Raw genomic sequence first — 16,908 nt, forward strand, 5'->3', positions numbered from 1 at the left:
GTGGGCATCGTCAATGCTGCGTGTCATTGCAGCCCGTCATTGCAGTCTGAGGCCCGACCATGAATCTGATGCTTTATGCCGTCACCGTGCTGATCTGGGGCACCACGTGGATCGCGATCAAATGGCAACTCGATGTGGTGCCGCCGCCCGTGTCGATCGCGTGGCGTTTCTGGATCGCCGCGCTGCTGCTGTTCGCGCTGCTGCGCATCATGCGCCGGCCGATCTGGCCGCCGCGCGACGCCTGGCGCTACCTCGTCGCGCAGGGTCTCGCGCTGTTCTGCCTGAATTTCCTGTGCTTCTACTACGCCGAGCAGATCGTGCCGAGCGGGCTCGTCGCGGTGGTGTTCTCGACCGCGCCGCTGTTGAACTCGATCAACGGGCGCCTGTTCATGGGCCGTCCGCTGCAGCCGAGCGCGATTGCAGGCGCGTTGCTCGGGCTCGTCGGCATCGTCTGTCTGTTCGTGCAGCAGATGGCCGGCCACCTTGGCGACCACACCGCGTGGCTCGGGCTTGGCATCGCGTTTCTCGGCACGATGTGCTTCTCGGCCGGCAACCTGCTGTCGAGCCGCATGCAGTCGATGGGCCTGCATCCGTTCGCAACCAACAGTTGGGCGATGCTGATCGGCGCGGCGATCCTGACGGTCGGCAGTCTGTTCGCCGGCTACTCGTTCGCGCTGGAACCTTCGGCACGCTATCTCGGCGCGCTCGCGTATCTCGCGGTGTTCGGCTCGGTGATCGGCTTCACGGCCTACCTGATGCTGGTCGGCCGCTTGGGCCCGGAACGGGCCGCGTATTGCACGGTGTTGTTTCCGATCGTCGCGCTAGTGGCGTCGACGCTGTTCGAGGGCTATCGATGGTCCGCGCTCGCGGTGGTCGGCCTGCTGCTCGTGGTGGCCGGCAATCTGGTTGCATTCGATCTGACGCGGCGAATTTTCGTGCGTCGGCGGGCGGCGCGCACGTGATGCGCCTATCCGCTCAAGGTGAGGATTTTCGGGAGCAGAGAAAGAGACTGAATGACTGTTCGGTGAGTCTTTGCAGGAGCCGGTTTTACCGGCTTCATGACGGGAAGATTACGTTAGAAACGTAATTCTATGCCATTGGAATTATCTGAATAGATTGAGATTAAATAGCCATTTTTTTATCCGTAAATTTGCTATTTTTATATGAGAGGATAAAACGCCAATTCGCGCCTAGAAGGAACGACCGCCGTGAAGCTCTTATCCCGCCTTGGCGTGGCCGTGGTTTTGATCCACGGCCTGATCTCGCCGACTGCCTCCGCGCAATCCCAATTGAATTACACGACGTCATGGATCGGTAATAGTTTCGGATTTGGCGACGGTAAATGGATGCAGCAGGATATTCAGGCCATTAGCGTCGGCGCCGATGGTACCGTTTATACGAATTCGCCGTGGGACGAAAGCGGCAGTGAAATTGCCGCCTATCGCGCGGGCGATAAATTCGCGGTGGCCGGTTCGACCCACGGCTGGGGCGCGGCCGGCGGCGACGCGGTCGCGGTGAACCACACATACCTGTATGCGGCGATGTCGATCGGCAACGAGAGCAACGCGCTGGTCGGCGCCGACTATCCGCCGGCCAATCAGACGTGGTACGGCATCACGCGACGCACGCTCGCGAATCTCGCGACCGGCGCGCCGTTTTCCGGCGGCATCGGCAATAGCGCGAACGCGACGAAGAACAGCTTTGTCGCGGTCGAAACCGCGACGAGCGGCACCGACGCGAGCATTCGCGGCCTCGCCGCGACCGACAGCGAGCTCTATGTGGCCGACACGTACGGCAACCGGATCGTCGTCTACGACGCGCAGACGATGCAGCCGCTGCGCTCGTGGAGCGTCGCGGCGCCCGCCCGCATCGCGATCGACACCGACTCGACGTTGTGGGTCATCAGCGGCTTCGCGAGCAGCAACCTCAGCGTCCTGCACTTCCGCGCCGACGGCACCGCGCTCGCCGGTCCATTGACGCTGCCCGCCGGCACCGTCCCGACCGACCTCACGGTCACGCCATCCGGCCAGTTGCTGGTCGCCGACAACGGCGCCGCGCAGCAGATTCTCGTGTTCAACAAAGGCGCGGGCGGCCAGATGCAGGTGGGCACCTCGATCGGCACACGCAACGGCATCTTCCATCCGGTGCGCGGCGTGCCGGGCGACGTGCGCTTCAACGGCATCACCGGCATCGGCGTCGACGCGGCGGGCAATCTGTACGTCGCGCAGAACGGCGAGGGGCCGCGCGCGCCGGGTTCGGCGTCGGTCGGGCAGGGTGCGGTGCTGGAGAGCTACGTGTATGGCACGCGCGTGCTGAACTGGCGGCTCTACGGTCTGACCTTCGTCGACAGTGGCGCGTTCGATCCGGCCACGCCCGCGTCCGTGTACACGGGCTCGAAGCGCTTCACGCTCGACTACAGCCAGCCGGTCGGCCATCAATGGTCGTATGCGGCGTTCACGCTCGACCGCTTCGATTATCCCGACGACCCCGCGTTTCACGAGCCGCGCGGCGTGCGTGGCGAACCGATAGTGCGCAGATTCGACGGCCAGCGCTTTCTCTATACGCTCGATTCGGGCGCGCATTATCTGAACGTCTATCGCTTCGATGCCGCGCATGGCGAGGTCGCGATTCCGTCGGGCCTGCTCGCGCAGAATCCGCTGCCGGGCACATGGCCCGCCGGGCAGCCGACCTATGGCGAATGGCTGTGGCGCGACAGCAATGGCGATGGCGCTGTCGACGCGAGCGAGATCAGCAGCAATCCGTCGACCGGCAGCACGGTCGGCAACGGCTTCTGGTGGGTCGACGATCCCGGCAACGTGTGGCTCGCGACACCCTTGAGCGGCGTGCGCGAGATGCCGCTGCAAGGTCTCGACTCCGCCGGCAATCCGATCTACACGTACGCGAGTTCGAAGATGTTCGCGATGCCCGCGCCGTTTACGCGGCTCGCGCGGCTCGTCTACGTCGCATCGACCGACACGATGTATCTGTCGGGCTTCACGAGCGCGATTCCGTGGGACGCCACGCACTGGAAAGAAGCGGGACCGGTGCTCGCGCGCTACGACAACTGGAGCAGCGGCGCCCCGACCCTGGTGTACACGATCTCGCTGCCGTGGAACACGCAAAGCGATCCGCAGACGACCACGGTCGGCGTCGCGGTGGCGGGCAACTATATCTTCGTCGCGGAGTTGTACACCGATCGTGTCGACGTCTACGACGCACGCAACGGCACGGCGGTCGGTTACATGACACCGGGCGCGAGCGTCGGCGGCACGAGCGGCTGGGTCGACGTGTATCTCGGCATCAGCGCCGTCGAGCGCGATAACGGCGAGTACGTGGTGCTGGTCGAAGACGACGCGCGCGCGAAGATCCTGATGTATCGCTGGACGCCTTGATGCAGGTCGTCCTCGCGCCGAACACGAATAGACGGCGGCGCACGATCGGTATATAACAACTTTACCGATGCACTCAAAGGAGCGATGTTCGATCATGACGCAAGACGTTTCTCCCCAGCCGCCCTCCGATGATCGTCCGGAGATCGCGCAGCTCGACGCGGCGCTCAGTCACGTCGATCAACAGGTGTCCTCGGGCGGCATTGCGTCGGGCGCGGCGAAAGGCATTGTGTACAGTCTGATCGAAACGCTCGGCGCGCTGGTCGGCGATCCCGATCTGCCGGAGCATGCGCGTTCGGGTTACGAAGGACTGCTGGAGGCCGCGCGCGAGTTGCGCGCGAAGCTGGACCGCTGAGCGGGGCGCTGAACACGCAAGGCCGCTTCGGCGCGGCATCGTGCCGTCTGTGATACAAAGCGCACTGTGTAACTCACCGTGCGCTTTTTTCATGCTCTCTGCGACCGAGTTCGCGTTGCTGGCCACCGGTATCGTCGTGGTCCTGGTGACGCCGGGCCCCACCAACACGCTACTGGCCGCGGCCGGTTTGCGCAACGGTCGGCGCCGTGCGCTGCCGCTGATCGCCGCCGAACTGGCGGGCTACCTGGTGTCGATTTCCGCGTGGGGACGCTTCTTCGCGCATGCGGCGCATGCATGGCCGTGGCTGCCCTCGCTGCTGCGTGTGGCCGCGAGCTTGTATATCGCGTGGCTTGCGCTCGACATGTGGCGCCAGGCGGTCGCGCTGCCCGGCTCGACGCAGCGCGCGAGCAACGTGCGCACGCTGTTCGTCGCGACTTTGCTCAATCCGAAAGGGCTGCTGTTCGGCGGCACGATCTTTCCGGCCGTCGCGTTCATGCAGTTGCCCGCTTATCTGCTCGCGATGGGGACGTTCGTGTGCCTCGCCGCGCCGATCGCGCTCGCCTGGATCACGTTCGGCGCGGCGCTCGGCAGCGGCCGGTCTGGTTGGCTCGAGCCGGTGAAAGTGCAGCGCGGCGCGTCGATCGTGCTGGCCGTGTTTTCGGTGTCGCTCGCGTGGGCGGCGTTGCACTGAAAGCGCTGCACCGAGGTTCAGGCACCGAGCGCCACCGCTTCCCCGCTCGTCTGCGCGAGCAACTGGTGGATCTGCGCGACCACGGCCGCGCCTTCGCCGACCGCCGCGGCCACGCGTTTCGTCGACCCGGCGCGCGCGTCGCCGATCGCATAGACGCCCTCGACGGTGGTGCCGAGATCGCACGCCGTGGCTGAGCCGTCCGCGGCGATGCCGGTCAGCACGAAGCCTTTCGCGTCGAGCTGCACGCCGCAGGTGCGCAGCCATTCGGTGTTCGGATCCGCGCCGGTGAAGAGAAACAGATGCCGCGTGTCGAAGTGGTCGACGCCATCGGGCAGCGGCCTCTTCAGCGCGACCGACACGAGGCCCTCCTCATCGCCGTCGAGCCGGCCGATTTCCGAATTCGGATGCACGAACACGTTCGGCAGCGAGCGGATGCGGTCGATCAGATAGCGCGACATCGTCGCCTCGAAACCGCTGCGGCGGATCAGCACGTGAACCTTCGCCGCGTGCGTCGCCAGATAGACGATCGCCTGGCCAGCCGAATTGCCGCCGCCCACCAGTACGACCTCCCGGCGCTTGCACAGCTTCGCCTCGACCGGCGACGCCCAGTAATAGACGCCGCGTCCGTCGAAGTGCTCGAGCCCGTCGAGCGCGGGTCGCCGGTACACCGCGCCGCTCGCGATCACGATCGCCTGCGCGCTGATGTGACCGCCACATTTCAGTTCGAGCCGATACGGCGACTGCCCGCATTGCAGCGCTTGCACGTTGACCGGAATCGCGACGTGCGCGCCGAACTTCTGCGCCTGCACGAACGCGCGGCCGGCGAGCGCCTGGCCCGAGATGCCGGTCGGAAAGCCGAGATAGTTTTCGATGCGCGAGCTCGCGCCCGCCTGGCCGCCCGGCGCGCGGCTGTCGAGCACGATCACGGAAAGTCCCTCGGAGGCGGCGTACACCGCGGCAGCCAGTCCCGCCGGCCCCGCGCCGACGATCGCGACGTCGTACACGTGCGAGTCGTCGAGATCGGGCAGCAGACCTAAGCGAGTGGCAAGTTCCGGCATGCTCGGATGACGCAGCACCGTGCCGTCCGGGCAGATCACGAGCGGCAGGTCCTCGCGCTGCGCGGCGAACTGCTCGATCAGACGCAGCGCGTCTTCGTCGCGTTCGTCGAGCACCGAATGCGGATGGCCGTTGCGCGACAGGAAGCCTTGCAGCATCACGAGCCGCGCGTCGCTGCTATTGCCGACGAGGATCGGTCCGCCCGCGCCCTTTTCGATCAACGACACGCGCCGCAGAATCAGCGCGCGCATGATGCGCTCGCCGAGTTCCGCTTCGGCGACGAGCAGCGCGCGCAGGCGCTCGGGCGGAATCAGCAGCGCCTCGACGGCGTCGAGCGCGCGGCCGTTCACGAGCGAGGGTTTGCCCGACAGCTGCGCGACCTCGGCCAGGAAATGCCCGGCGCCGCGCTCGCTGATCACGACCTCGCGGCCGATGCCGTCACGCTGATAGACCTTCACGCGTCCTTCGAGCAGCACGAACATGCCGGGGCCGGTGTGCCCGGTTTCGAACAGCAGCTCGCCGGACTTCCAGTAACCGATCTCGCCGAAGCGGCGCATCCGCTCGATCTCCGCGCAAGTGAGCACGGGAAACATCTGATGCATGCGCGTCGACAGCGACGAATACGGCGCGTCGGCGACGACTCCCTGCTGTCCTTCTACCTCTTGAATCGAAACGTCCTGAGTCGAAAGCATTGAACCGCTCCTTCGATGTTCATTGCACGATTGAACGGGAGGCAAGGCGGCGCGCGCCCGCATGCCGGGGCGAGCCCTGCCGCGCGCTTCAGGCGGACGATGCCGCCGCTCGTTCCAGCTAGACGGCCTTGGGCGCGATGTCGTCGATCGCGACTTCCGGCGGGTGTGTATCGGGAAGCGAGTCGACCGGCTTGCCCGAGTCGCGCCACGCTTCCATGCCGCCGCGCAGCGGCAGCACGTCGGAGAAGCCGGCTTCGTTGAGCTGCTTGGCCATCCATGCCGCGGAAATTTCGTTCGGGCAGGAGCAGTAGATCACCAGCTTCTGATCGTGCGCATAAGTGGCGACGATTTCGTCGAGTTGCCGTTCGTCGGCGAATTGCGCGCCTGGAATCACGAACGGGTCGAGCTTGCGCTTTTCCTGCGAACGAATGTCGAACACGATCGGCGCCTCGCCGGCCGTGTACAGCTTCGCGAGTTCGTCGACCTCGATGCGCGCGGACGCGAGCTTCGCGATCAACTGACGGCGCCGGATCCACCGGTACACCGCGTACAGCAACAGCAGCGCGACGACGACGAGTGCCGCCGTGCGTCCCAGCCGCCCGGCGATCGCGAACAGCATGTCGATCTGCCGCGCGAACAGCGCGCCGATGATGAGCCCGGTGCCGGACCACAGCGCGGCACCGACGCCGTCGTAGGTGAGAAAGGTCCGGTAGCGCGTGTGCATCGCGCCGGCCATCGGAATCGACACGATCGACAGTCCCGGCACGAACTTCGCGACCGCGAGCACCCGCACGCCCCAGCGACCGAAGAAGCGCTCGGTTTTCTTCACGCAGGTGTCGCGCGACAGCGACAGCCGGCAGATCGTCTTCAGCGTATTGCCGCCGTAGATGCGTCCCGCGAGGTACCACGCGCTGTCGCCGATCAGCGTCGCGAAGATCGACAGCACGAGGACCGGCAGCAATTGCGTGCCGACCGAGCCGGGGTGCATCGCGGCCATCGCGCCGAACAGCACGAGCGACGGCATCGCCGGCACCGGCAGTCCGAGCGCGGCGGCCAGCACGTTGACGAAGACGAGCGCCGGTCCGTATTGCTCGACGAGTTCATGTAGCATCGGTTTAACATCCGCGACCCTTGCGGGTGCAGCGCGCTAAGGAATGCAAAGGAGAATGCAAGGATTATGGACGTATTTTCGAGACGTGCAAACGGCCCGGAAATCGGCCGGTCATCCGACGGGGATCGAACCGGCATGGGCGCGGCATCCCCGAAGATACAAGCGTGGCGATAGCTTATGACAACGTGCTGAAGGCAGCGAAAGCGCGGGTAATGAAATGCGCGAAAGCGCGTGCTAAAACCCGTAGGAAAGCGTCGATTGGCTGTGTGAGCGGAACAAACGGCGGCACGGCGACGCGCGCAGGCGCGTCCCATGCAAATAATCCCGCGCGTGTGCGTCGAACTGCGACGCGACGGGCGCGAGAGGCAGACGAGTCACGGGACGGTCCCGCCCGCCGCGCGCCTCATTCACTGACGATGATTGTGTTGCTCGCCCGGCAACTCGGCGCCATGCGCGCGGATCGCGGCAATCAGCTCCGCGGGCGTGATTTCGTAGCGCACTTCACGATGGATGCCCGGCTTGCGCTCATCGACCTCGATCAGCAGGATGCCTTTGCCGTCTTCGGTCGATTCGAGGCGCAGCGAGCGAAGTTCGCGCGCCGTTGCGTCGTCGTATTCGGTGAGCAGGGCCATTGACCCGGAGGACCCGGTGATGCGCATCGAAGTTGTCCTTGTTGCGTTGGTGATGGAACCATTGTACGGGGCGGATGGCGTGCCGTCTGCCGCGCCGTCGTGCCGTGTTGCGTCTGCCTCTGTCTCGCCCGGGTTTGAGTCGAGTATGATGCCGCCGCTCGCGCATTCGCGCTCGCTTTGCGTCCAGTCAGTTTAACGCGACTCGATGTCGGGACGGACGCATTTTTCATGCCCCGCCAGGGTGTGATGCGGGTTCGGGTTTTGTCATGCAGGTGACGCGGGGGCGGGCTAGCACGCGCACAGCGGTCCGGTGCGCCTCGCGACCCGAGTCGATGAAGCGCGCCGTTGCCGGTGGCGTCGTCTCCCGGATTTCCTCACCTTTCGCAGCCATTTCGAACCCGCCAAAAAATAGCCCGTCCGGTTTGGGACGGGCCGTTAAACGCCGTTGTTACTCGGGTCAGCCTGCCCTTGCAACGATTGGGCGCTGACAACTCCATCCTCGTGCTTCGGCGGCGTGCTGTCGAGGTGGGAGTAATGCGGATCTATCAGATCAAAGGACAGTTTTCCGCTTCGACATTCACACCAGGCCGGTCGCGTAGTACACCGCGATCACGAAGAACACGGCGAGCGTCTTGATCACGGTGACCGCGAAGATGTCGCGATACGACTGCCGATGGGTCAGGCCCGTCACCGCGAGCAGCGTAATCACCGCGCCGTTGTGCGGCAGCGTATCCATGCCGCCGCTCGCCATCGCGACCACGCGATGCAGTACCTCGAGCGGAATATTCGCGGCTTGCGCGCCCTTGATGAACGTATCCGACATCGCGGCGAGCGCAATGCTCATACCGCCCGACGCCGAACCCGTGATGCCCGCCAGCGTGCTGACCGACACCGCCGCGTTGACGAGCGGATTCGGAATGCTCTTCAGCGCATTGCTGACGACGAGAAAGCCCGGCAGCGCTGCGATCACGCCGCCGAAGCCATATTCCGACGCGGTGTTCAGCGATGCCAGCAGCGCGCCCGCCACCGCGGCCTTCGTGCCGACCGCGAAGCGCTGGCTGACGCGACCGAACGCCGTCACGACGACCATCACGATGCCGAGCAGCAGCGCGCCCAGCACGGCCCAAATTCCGACCAGCGCCTTGACGCTGGTTTCGACCGGCGCGTGCAGGCCCGGCAGGATGTCCGGCGTGACCGTGAAGGTCGGGCCGTACCAGGTCGGAATCCAGCGCGTCAGCAGGAAGTTCGAAACGCCGACCACGACGAGCGGCGCCACCGCCAGCAGCGGATGCGGCAGCTGCTTCGATTCGACGCGCTCCGGCTCGTTGACGAGTTCGGTGCCGTAACCCTCGCCGGTCGCCATCGCGGCGCGGCGGCGCCATTCCAGATACGACAGACCGACCACGATGATGAACAGCGAGCCGATCACGCCCAGCGTCGGCGCGGCCCACGAGGTGGTCTTGAAGAACGTGGTCGGGATGATGTTCTGGATCTGCGGCGTGCCGGGCAGCGAGTCCATCGTGAACGAGAACGCGCCGAGCGCGATCGCGCCGGGCATCAGCCGCTTCGGAATGTTGCTCTGGCGATACAGCTCGGCCGCGAACGGATAGACCGCGAACACGACGACGAACAGCGAGACGCCGCCATAGGTGAGCAGCGCGCATACCGCGACGATCACGGCATTTGCGCGCGAACGGCCGATATAGCGGATCGCGGCCGCGACGATCGACTCCGAGAAGCCCGATAGCTCGATCACTTTGCCGAACACGGCGCCGAGCAGAAACACCGGGAAGTACAGCTTGACGAAGCCGACCATCTTGTCCATGAAGATGCTCGTGAAGACCGGCGCGACGGCGGCGGGCTCGGTGAGCAGGACGGCGGCGAGCGCCGCGATCGGCGCGAACAGGATCACGCTGTAGCCGCGATACGCGGCGAACATCAGAAACGCCAGCGCGGCGATAACGATGAGAAAGGTCATTGAGTCTCCTAACCTTGGTTGTTCTACATTTTTGCCGTCCTGATGAAGCGACGGCGCGGCGCGGCGGCGGCCCAGGGCAACGTCGGCGGATTGTACCCAAACGTCTCTATAACGGGACTCAAATCCGCTGGATCTACCGTGAAACCAGGGTAAATCTTGATATATAAGGCTTGCCCGCGATCTCCATTTGGAGATAAATTTGTCTACAAATGGAGACAACCAGAAACACCACCTTAGCCGGAGACAGCGACAGCATGATGACCGACTGGACGGGTCTGCCCGACACCTATGATGACGTGCTTCGCGGCGCGATGGATTCGCTTTTTCGCACTTTCGAAAACTTCAGCGAAGGAACGTTCATCGTCGATGGGCAAGCGCGCGTCGTCTGGATCAACAAGCGTTACGCGGCGCGGTTCGGCTTCGCGGACCCGCAGCAGGCGATCGGCCGCGATTGCGAAGCGGTGATTCCGAACAGTCTGATGCGCGAGGTCGTCAACACCGGCAAGCCGATCCTGCTCGACATCATGGAGACGGACCGCGAGCCGCTCGTCGTTACGCGTCTGCCACTGAAGGACGATGCCGGCGCGACGATCGGCGCGGTCGGCTTCGCACTGTTCGACGAGCTCAAAGCACTGTCGCCGCTGTTTTCCCAGTACTCGCGGCTGCAGCAGGAACTGATCGCGACGCGCCAGTCGCTCGCGCAGGCGCGCCGCGCGCGCTATACGTTCGGCAGTTTCGTCGGCACGAGCGCGGCGTCGCTCGAAGTGAAGCGCCAGGCGCGCCGCGCGGCGCAACTCGAATCGCCGGTGCTGCTGCTCGGCGAAACCGGCACCGGCAAGGAACTGCTCGCGCATGCGATTCACGGCGGCTCGGCGCGCGCGCATCAGCCGCTCGTGAGCGTCAACGTCGCGGCGATTCCCGACACGCTTCTCGAAGTCGAGTTCTTCGGTGCCGCGCCTGGCGCGTACACGGGCGCGGATCGCAAGGGGCGGGTCGGCAAGTTCGAACTCGCGAACGGCGGCACGCTGTTTCTCGACGAGATCGGCGACATGCCGCTGCCGTTGCAGGGCAAGCTGCTGCGCGTATTGCAGGACCAGGAGTTCGAGCCGCTCGGCTCGAACCGGATCGTGCGCGCGGATGTGCGGATCATCGCGGCGACGTCGGCCGATCTGCCCGCGCTCGTCGCGGCCGGACGCTTTCGCGCGGACCTGTTCTACCGGCTCAACGTGCTGACGATCCATGCGCCCGCGCTGCGCGAGCGTCCTTCCGACATCGAGGCGCTGGCTTACGCGATGCTCGAAGACCTGGCCGCGCAGGCGCGCGGCGGCCGCCACTTCGAATTGCACGACGACGCGTTGCGGCTGCTGTGCGCGTACGACTGGCCGGGCAACGTGCGCGAATTGCGCAACACGCTGGAGCGCGCCGTGATGCTGTCCGACAGCGAACGCATCGATGCGCGCGCGCTCGCGCCGTTCATCGGCTCGGGGCAGGGCCGCACGGTCGCAGCGACGAAGACGCCAGCTCCGGCGCCCGCGAGTGCCGACGTTGCCAGCGCGGTCGAACCGACCTCATGGAACGACGCGATGGCCGCGTTCGAAAAGCGCTTTCTGAGCGACGCGTTGCGCGCGAACGGCGGCCGCGTCATCGACACGGCGAAACAGATCGGCATGGGGCGCGCGACGCTGTACAAAAAGATCGCTGCGCACGGCATCGAGGTTTGACGTCCCGCGTCCGGCCTGCCGTGCCGCGCCAACCGACGCAGCACGAGGGCTGCGTGGCACAATCGCGAGATCGAAAAACAAGACGTGACCGGGGTCTCCATGAAACGCAGCCTTTCCTTCTTTGCGCGCCGCTCGAGCGTCATGCTGGCTGTCGGCGCGATCGTCGCGCTTGGCGGTTGCAGCAGCAGCGCGCCGTTGTTCCTGCCGGACGGCCGTGCGACCACGCTCGTGCAATGCCCGGCAGGTTCTGACTCGTGCGTGCAGCAGGCGGCCGCGGGTTGTAACGGCGCGTTCGACGTGGTGCGCCAGTCGACCGAGGGCGGTACCTTGAACCTGATCTACGCCTGCCGCGCAGCCGCAAAGTAGGACGCGCATGCCGCGCCGGTGCAATGCCGGCGCGCGCGGCTGACCGAATCGTGGGCGTCGTCGGCTTGCTTCTTCGCCACTCGGGCCAATTTCGGCCAATTCCCAATCCAGTCAATTAGCACGCTCGTGTCATTCCAGTTGGCACATGCCCGTCATAATTCCATGCGTGTAATGTGGGTCCGATAAACGGTTAGCATGCGTATCGGGTCAAGTAATCAGTCAGCTGCATTTTTACAACGCTGAACCGCCGGATAACGATTATCCTTTGCGCCCTGACAGCAAATTATCTTTACCCCTTTTTGGAGCGTTGAACGAAGTCGGTGCGGCAGCTAACGGAACGCGAGGTTTGACAGCAGTATTCTTTTCAAACCGTTGGCGATTTAACGTCGACGGGCAGGATCTGCCGTTTTTTCCGCTGCGGCAGACGCTCCGGAAGGTTTTTCCGCTACCGGCGCGTGTTACTTCGAGCCGCGCAGGCCATCGCGGCTTCATGCTTTCGATTTGTTTGCTTCAAAATTAATCCAATAGAATCCGGGGAAAGCAATGAATCATCAGCAACTCGAAAAAGACATTGAGCATCTGGAACAGATAATTTCCCATATTTCGGCAGGAGACCGTATTCCATTGTCTTACTGGCGAAACCGTCTCCAGCACGTTTCGGGCGCGGTTATCGTGCCGGCGCAGGCAACGCGCATCAAACGCCTCGACGCCGCGCTTTGCGCTTTGGAAAAACGGCAGAAAGCCTGAAAGTCATCCTGATGTCCGCCAATCGGAAGCGGTCGTTGAGAAATTTCGTCGTGTACGCTTTGGCCGAATAAGTTTTATCTTTGGGTTTAATTGCTAAAGCGGCATCGGCGCGCGACCCACGCGCACGCGGCCCACGCACGTTTTCTTTCACCGACACAGGACGAACATGCAGATTGCAGGACTTGCCGCGAGCCGGCTCGCGACGTTGACCAACGCGATGCAGGGCTATGTGGAGCGGGGCGAAGTGGCGGGGGTGGTATCGCTCGTCTGGCGGCGTGGTGAAATCGGCTACTTCGAGCCCCTAGGCCTACGTGACGAAGCCGCGCAATTGCCGATGCAGCGCGACACGCTGTTTCGCATCGCATCGATGACGAAGCCGGTGACGAGCGCCGCGATCATGATGCTGATCGAGGAAGACCGCCTCGCGCTCGACACGCCCATTGCACTGTGGCTACCCGAACTCGCGGCGCCACGCGTGCTGCGCGATCCGGCCGGACCGCTCGACCAGACCGATCCGATCCGCGTGCCGCTCACGGTGCTCGACCTGCTCACGCATCGCGCCGGTTTCGCGTACCACTTCACGGCGACGGGACCGCTTGCCGAAGCCTACGCTGCCGCGTTCAACGGCTTCGAGGCGAGCGGCGAGGCCAGCGCATGGCTCGCGCGCATTGCCGGGTTGCCGTTGATGTTCCAGCCCGGTTCGCGCTGGCACTATGGCGTCGCGACCGACGTGCTAGGTGTGCTGATCGAACGCGTGAGCGGCATGCCGCTCGGCGAATTTTTCCGCACGCGCATTTTCGAGCCGCTCGGCATGCGCGATACCGCGTTCTGGGTGCCCGACACGCAGCTTGGCCGCCTCGCGACCGCGTACAACATCGATCCGGGCACGCGACGTCGCGTGGTCGAGGATCATGCGGCGGCGAGCCGCTGGGCGAATCCGCGGCGCTTCCAGAGCGGCGGCGGCGGGCTGGTCTCGACCGCGGAGGACTATCTGCAGTTCGCGCAACTGTTGCTCGGGCGCGGGCGCGTGGGCGATACGCGACTGCTGTCGCCTCGCTCGGTCGATCTGATGCGCAGCAATTTCCTGAGCCGCGACCAGCGCCGCCTGCCGGCCTTCGGTCACGTGATCTGGGCGGGGCAGGGCTTTGGACTCGGGCTGTCGATCGTCGACGATCCGGCGCAGCAATTACCGCTCGGCTACCGCTCGCTGGGTTCGTTCGGCTGGCCCGGCGCGTACGGCACGAGCTGGTTCGCCGATCCGGTCGAGAACATGATCGGCCTGATGCTGATCCAGCGCCGCTCGATCGACCCCTTCCCGATGGCCATCGACTTCGAACGCCGCGTCTACGATTCGATCGACGCTTGAGCGTGTCCGCCGCGCATGCACGCGACCGCACGATTCACTATCCTGTGATTTATTCGTCTGATAGTGTCCGCAAACAATTCGTCGCGGCTCATCGCAGTTCGTTCAACCGAGGGGGGAACACCGGCATGGCCTCTTACAAACAGTTGACTGCGCAACTCGAAAAGCTCCACAAGGAAGTCGCAGCGGCACGCGAGAAAGAAGTTGCGCAAGCTATCGCCGACATCAAGCAGAAGGTCGCCGAATACGATCTGACCGCCGAAGAGCTCGGATTCACGAGCGCTTCGTCCAAGCCGCGCCGCAAGTCGACATCGACATCGGTGGCCAAGTACCGCAATCCGAAGACCGGCGAAACATGGAGCGGCCGTGGGCGCTCGCCTGCCTGGCTCGTTGGCAAGAATCGCGAGCGGTTTCTGATCGAAGAGTGAGCTTCGTCGTGTCGTGAATGGTTACGCGTCCCAGCTTCTCTGAAGTGATGCGCCGCTCAATTCGGCCCGCACCGTTGCGAAGGTCCCGAAAACGCTCACCTTTGCGTGACACCTGAACGTGTACAGCGAGATTCGCCGGAGCATTCGAATCTCGCGGGATGCTTCGGTGAGCCAGGCTTTGTCGCGCGACGCACCGCCGCGCGTTGGGATTGCCGGCGTGTCGCAGCGCTGCGCGGGGCTTGCCGAAAACCCGCGTCAGCCTTTGCTGGCGGGCGTTTACAGGCGTCGAGCCGGAGCGTGTTCGTAGCGTTCCAACGCTTTCTCGCCGTGTTTTCGCGCATCGCGGTTGGCGTGCGCGCGATGTAGCAGGTGCGGCCATGCGCTTCGCGATCCTCACCGTTGGCCGCGAATCGCGATTCGCCGGTGCAAGTCCCGAAAACCCTCACCTTTCGCTGCAAGCATGCGCGGCGCCCCCCTTTCCCCCGGCCAGCGCGCCAGACGTGTATCATTCGCACCTTGCGCCAATGTGCGCCAGCGATTCCCGCATTGTCGAACGCTGGGTCGTGACCCGTTCGCCACCCGTTTTCGGATGCGGCGCGAGCGCCGGCCGATCCGGGCCCGCGCCCGACTCCCGCAGCTCGACGCCCCCGCGCCACGCGCGGCATACCGGCCGCCAAGGCCGCCGGGAAACGCCCGAACCCCTTTCCGTGACCGCCAGACCCGATGTCAGTCTCCGAACTCAAACGCCGCCGCACGTTCGCGGTCATTTCCCACCCGGACGCGGGTAAAACCACGCTCACCGAAAAGCTGCTGCTGTTCTCCGGCGCGATCCAGATCGCCGGTACCGTGAAGGGCCGCAAGAGCAACCGCTACGCGACGTCCGACTGGATGGAAATCGAAAAGCAGCGCGGCATTTCGGTCGCGAGCTCGGTGATGCAGTTCGAGTACGGCGATTGCGTGATCAACCTGCTCGACACGCCGGGCCACGAGGACTTCTCCGAAGACACCTACCGCGTGCTGACCGCGGTCGACGCCGCCGTGATGGTGATCGACGGCGCGAACGGCGTCGAAGCGCAGACGCTGAAGCTGCTCGAAGTCTGCCGCAGCCGCAAGACGCCGATCGTCACGTTCATCAACAAGCTCGATCGCGAAGTGCGCGAGCCGCTCGAACTGCTCGACGAAATCGAGCAGCACCTCGGCGTGTCGGCCGTGCCGTTCACGTGGCCGATCGGCATGGGCAAGGAGTTTCAGGGCGTCTACGACGTCCAGCACGACCAGGTGCGCGTGTTCCGCGCGGGCCAGGATACGGCCGGCGGCGCGGTCGAAACGCTGCAGGCACTGGGCGACGAGGAAGGCGAGCGCCGTTTCGGCCAGGCGTGGGTGCGTGCCAAGGAAGAAATCGACCTGATCAGCGGCGCGACGCCCGCGTTCGATCGCGAGCAGTTCCTCGCCGGCCAGCAGTCGCCGGTGCTGTTCGGCTCGGCGATCAACAACTTCGGCGTGAAGGAAATTCTCGACGCGCTGGTCGACCTCGCGCCGCCGCCGTCGATGCGCATGACCGTGCAGCGTCCGGTGCAGCCGGACGAGCCGAAGTTCACCGGCGTCGTGTTCAAGGTGCAGGCGAACATGGACCTGGCGCACCGCGACCGCGTCGCGTTCATCCGCGTGTGCTCGGGGCGTTTCGAGCGCGGCATGGCGGTGAAGGTCACGCGTTCGAACAAGACGTTCCGCGCGAACAACGTGGTGACGTTCCTGTCGCAGCGTCGCGAGACCGTGAGCGAGGCTTACCCGGGCGACATCATCGGGATTCCGAATCACGGCACGCTGAGTCTCGGCGATACGCTGACCGAAGGGGAGCAGCTGCAGTTCGTCGGCCTGCCGTTCTTCGCGCCGGAAATCTTTCAGACCGTCGAAGTGGTCGATCCGATGCGCGCGAAGCAGCTCGGCGAAGCGCTGAAGCAGCTCGGCGAAGAAGGCGCGATCCAGGTGTTCCGTCCGGAAGCGGGCGGCCTGATGATTCTCGGCGCGGTCGGGCAACTGCAGTTCGAAGTGGTCTCGCACCGTCTGTCGACCGAGTACAAGGTCGACGTGCGCATGGCGCCGGCGCGTTATCGCCTGTCGCGCTGGGTGACCTGCGACGATGCGGCCGAACTGCGCCGCTTCACCGATTCGTACTCGGCGCGGATCGCGCTCGATGCGTCCGACGCGCCGACCTATCTGGCCTCGCACGTGTCGGAGATCGAAGTCGCGCAGAAGGCGTGGCCGAAGATCGTGTTCAACGAGTTGCGCGAGCACTCGGGGGCGCCGTTCAGGAAGGCGATGTAAAGCCGCAAGTCCGCTGGTTTCGCAGGTAAAAAGCCGCGTCGTTCGACGCGGCTT

The 16,908-nt window shown here is 64.7% G+C and carries 14 protein-coding genes; 10 read left to right on the forward strand and 4 right to left on the reverse strand.

Going from position 1 to position 16,908, the window contains the following annotated elements:
- Nucleotides 1-59: 59 nt before the first annotated feature.
- From CI15_RS12295 to CI15_RS12310, 4 genes are all read left to right on the forward strand, one after another.
- Entirely contained in the window at nucleotides 60-962 is a 903-nt protein-coding gene (locus CI15_RS12295) for a DMT family transporter (protein ID WP_062128103.1), read from the forward strand.
- Nucleotides 963-1,208: 246 nt separating this feature from the next.
- Complete coding sequence (locus CI15_RS12300; protein ID WP_062128105.1) at nucleotides 1,209-3,392, forward strand: NHL repeat-containing protein; 2,184 nt, start codon at nucleotides 1,209-1,211, stop codon at nucleotides 3,390-3,392.
- A gap of 94 nt (nucleotides 3,393-3,486) precedes the next feature.
- Nucleotides 3,487-3,744 (forward strand): hypothetical protein, encoded by a 258-nt coding sequence (locus CI15_RS12305; RefSeq protein WP_062128107.1) that lies wholly within the window; start codon nucleotides 3,487-3,489, stop codon nucleotides 3,742-3,744.
- 91 nt (nucleotides 3,745-3,835) lie between these two features.
- On the forward strand, nucleotides 3,836-4,435 hold the full coding sequence (locus CI15_RS12310; protein WP_062128109.1) for a LysE family translocator: 600 nt from the start codon (nucleotides 3,836-3,838) through the stop codon (nucleotides 4,433-4,435).
- Nucleotides 4,436-4,452: 17 nt separating this feature from the next.
- On the opposite strand, the gene CI15_RS12315 is transcribed toward CI15_RS12310, so the two are convergent.
- From CI15_RS12315 to CI15_RS12330, 4 genes are all read right to left on the reverse strand, one after another.
- Entirely contained in the window at nucleotides 4,453-6,183 is a 1,731-nt protein-coding gene (locus CI15_RS12315; RefSeq protein WP_062128110.1) for an FAD-dependent oxidoreductase, read from the reverse strand.
- 118 nt (nucleotides 6,184-6,301) lie between these two features.
- A complete protein-coding gene (locus CI15_RS12320; protein WP_062128112.1) occupies nucleotides 6,302-7,294 on the reverse strand; it encodes a DedA family protein/thiosulfate sulfurtransferase GlpE in 993 nt (330 codons plus the stop codon).
- 407 nt (nucleotides 7,295-7,701) lie between these two features.
- The gene (locus CI15_RS12325; protein ID WP_008921056.1) at nucleotides 7,702-7,953 is read right to left on the reverse strand and encodes a hypothetical protein; all 252 of its coding nucleotides are present in this window, start codon (nucleotides 7,951-7,953) and stop codon (nucleotides 7,702-7,704) included.
- Nucleotides 7,954-8,503: 550 nt separating this feature from the next.
- The gene (locus CI15_RS12330; RefSeq protein WP_062128114.1) at nucleotides 8,504-9,904 is read right to left on the reverse strand and encodes a GntP family permease; all 1,401 of its coding nucleotides are present in this window, start codon (nucleotides 9,902-9,904) and stop codon (nucleotides 8,504-8,506) included.
- A gap of 254 nt (nucleotides 9,905-10,158) precedes the next feature.
- Here CI15_RS12330 and CI15_RS12335 point away from each other — a divergent pair, with 254 nt between their 5' ends.
- The 6 genes from CI15_RS12335 (at nucleotide 10,159) to CI15_RS12360 (ending at nucleotide 16,854) form a co-directional block, all read left to right on the forward strand.
- Complete coding sequence (locus CI15_RS12335; RefSeq protein ID WP_062128116.1) at nucleotides 10,159-11,625, forward strand: sigma-54 interaction domain-containing protein; 1,467 nt, start codon at nucleotides 10,159-10,161, stop codon at nucleotides 11,623-11,625.
- A gap of 99 nt (nucleotides 11,626-11,724) precedes the next feature.
- The gene (locus CI15_RS12340) at nucleotides 11,725-11,991 is read left to right on the forward strand and encodes a hypothetical protein (RefSeq protein WP_062128118.1); all 267 of its coding nucleotides are present in this window, start codon (nucleotides 11,725-11,727) and stop codon (nucleotides 11,989-11,991) included.
- A 543-nt stretch (nucleotides 11,992-12,534) separates the two neighbouring features.
- Entirely contained in the window at nucleotides 12,535-12,738 is a 204-nt protein-coding gene (locus tag CI15_RS35295; protein WP_075643694.1) for a hypothetical protein, read from the forward strand.
- A gap of 166 nt (nucleotides 12,739-12,904) precedes the next feature.
- Nucleotides 12,905-14,104: a serine hydrolase domain-containing protein gene (locus CI15_RS12350; RefSeq protein WP_062128122.1), complete on the forward strand. Its 1,200-nt coding sequence runs from the start codon at nucleotides 12,905-12,907 to the stop codon at nucleotides 14,102-14,104.
- Between the two features lie 125 nt (nucleotides 14,105-14,229).
- Nucleotides 14,230-14,529, forward strand: a complete 300-nt coding sequence (locus CI15_RS12355; protein ID WP_062128311.1) for an H-NS histone family protein — start codon at nucleotides 14,230-14,232, stop codon at nucleotides 14,527-14,529.
- A 723-nt stretch (nucleotides 14,530-15,252) separates the two neighbouring features.
- Nucleotides 15,253-16,854, forward strand: a complete 1,602-nt coding sequence (locus CI15_RS12360; RefSeq protein ID WP_062128124.1) for a peptide chain release factor 3 — start codon at nucleotides 15,253-15,255, stop codon at nucleotides 16,852-16,854.
- Nucleotides 16,855-16,908: the final 54 nt, after the last annotated feature.

It is taken from the genome of Paraburkholderia monticola (assembly GCF_001580545.1).
Classification (GTDB): domain Bacteria; phylum Pseudomonadota; class Gammaproteobacteria; order Burkholderiales; family Burkholderiaceae; genus Paraburkholderia; species Paraburkholderia monticola.

Excerpts from the sequence above, each read along its gene's own strand:
- CI15_RS12295 (WP_062128103.1), top strand. The coding sequence starts at position 60 with ATGAATCTGATGCTTTATGCCGTCACCGTGCTGATCTGGGGCACCACG.
- CI15_RS12305 (WP_062128107.1), top strand. The coding sequence starts at position 3,487 with ATGACGCAAGACGTTTCTCCCCAGCCGCCCTCCGATGATCGTCCGGAG.
- CI15_RS12310 (WP_062128109.1), top strand. The coding sequence starts at position 3,836 with ATGCTCTCTGCGACCGAGTTCGCGTTGCTGGCCACCGGTATCGTCGTG.
- CI15_RS12315 (WP_062128110.1), bottom strand. The coding sequence starts at position 6,183 with ATGCTTTCGACTCAGGACGTTTCGATTCAAGAGGTAGAAGGACAGCAG.
- CI15_RS12320 (WP_062128112.1), bottom strand. The coding sequence starts at position 7,294 with ATGCTACATGAACTCGTCGAGCAATACGGACCGGCGCTCGTCTTCGTC.
- CI15_RS12325 (WP_008921056.1), bottom strand. The coding sequence starts at position 7,953 with ATGCGCATCACCGGGTCCTCCGGGTCAATGGCCCTGCTCACCGAATAC.
- CI15_RS12330 (WP_062128114.1), bottom strand. The coding sequence starts at position 9,904 with ATGACCTTTCTCATCGTTATCGCCGCGCTGGCGTTTCTGATGTTCGCC.
- CI15_RS12335 (WP_062128116.1), top strand. The coding sequence starts at position 10,159 with ATGATGACCGACTGGACGGGTCTGCCCGACACCTATGATGACGTGCTT.
- CI15_RS12340 (WP_062128118.1), top strand. The coding sequence starts at position 11,725 with ATGAAACGCAGCCTTTCCTTCTTTGCGCGCCGCTCGAGCGTCATGCTG.
- CI15_RS35295 (WP_075643694.1), top strand. The coding sequence starts at position 12,535 with ATGAATCATCAGCAACTCGAAAAAGACATTGAGCATCTGGAACAGATA.
- CI15_RS12350 (WP_062128122.1), top strand. The coding sequence starts at position 12,905 with ATGCAGATTGCAGGACTTGCCGCGAGCCGGCTCGCGACGTTGACCAAC.
- CI15_RS12355 (WP_062128311.1), top strand. The coding sequence starts at position 14,230 with ATGGCCTCTTACAAACAGTTGACTGCGCAACTCGAAAAGCTCCACAAG.
- CI15_RS12360 (WP_062128124.1), top strand. The coding sequence starts at position 15,253 with ATGTCAGTCTCCGAACTCAAACGCCGCCGCACGTTCGCGGTCATTTCC.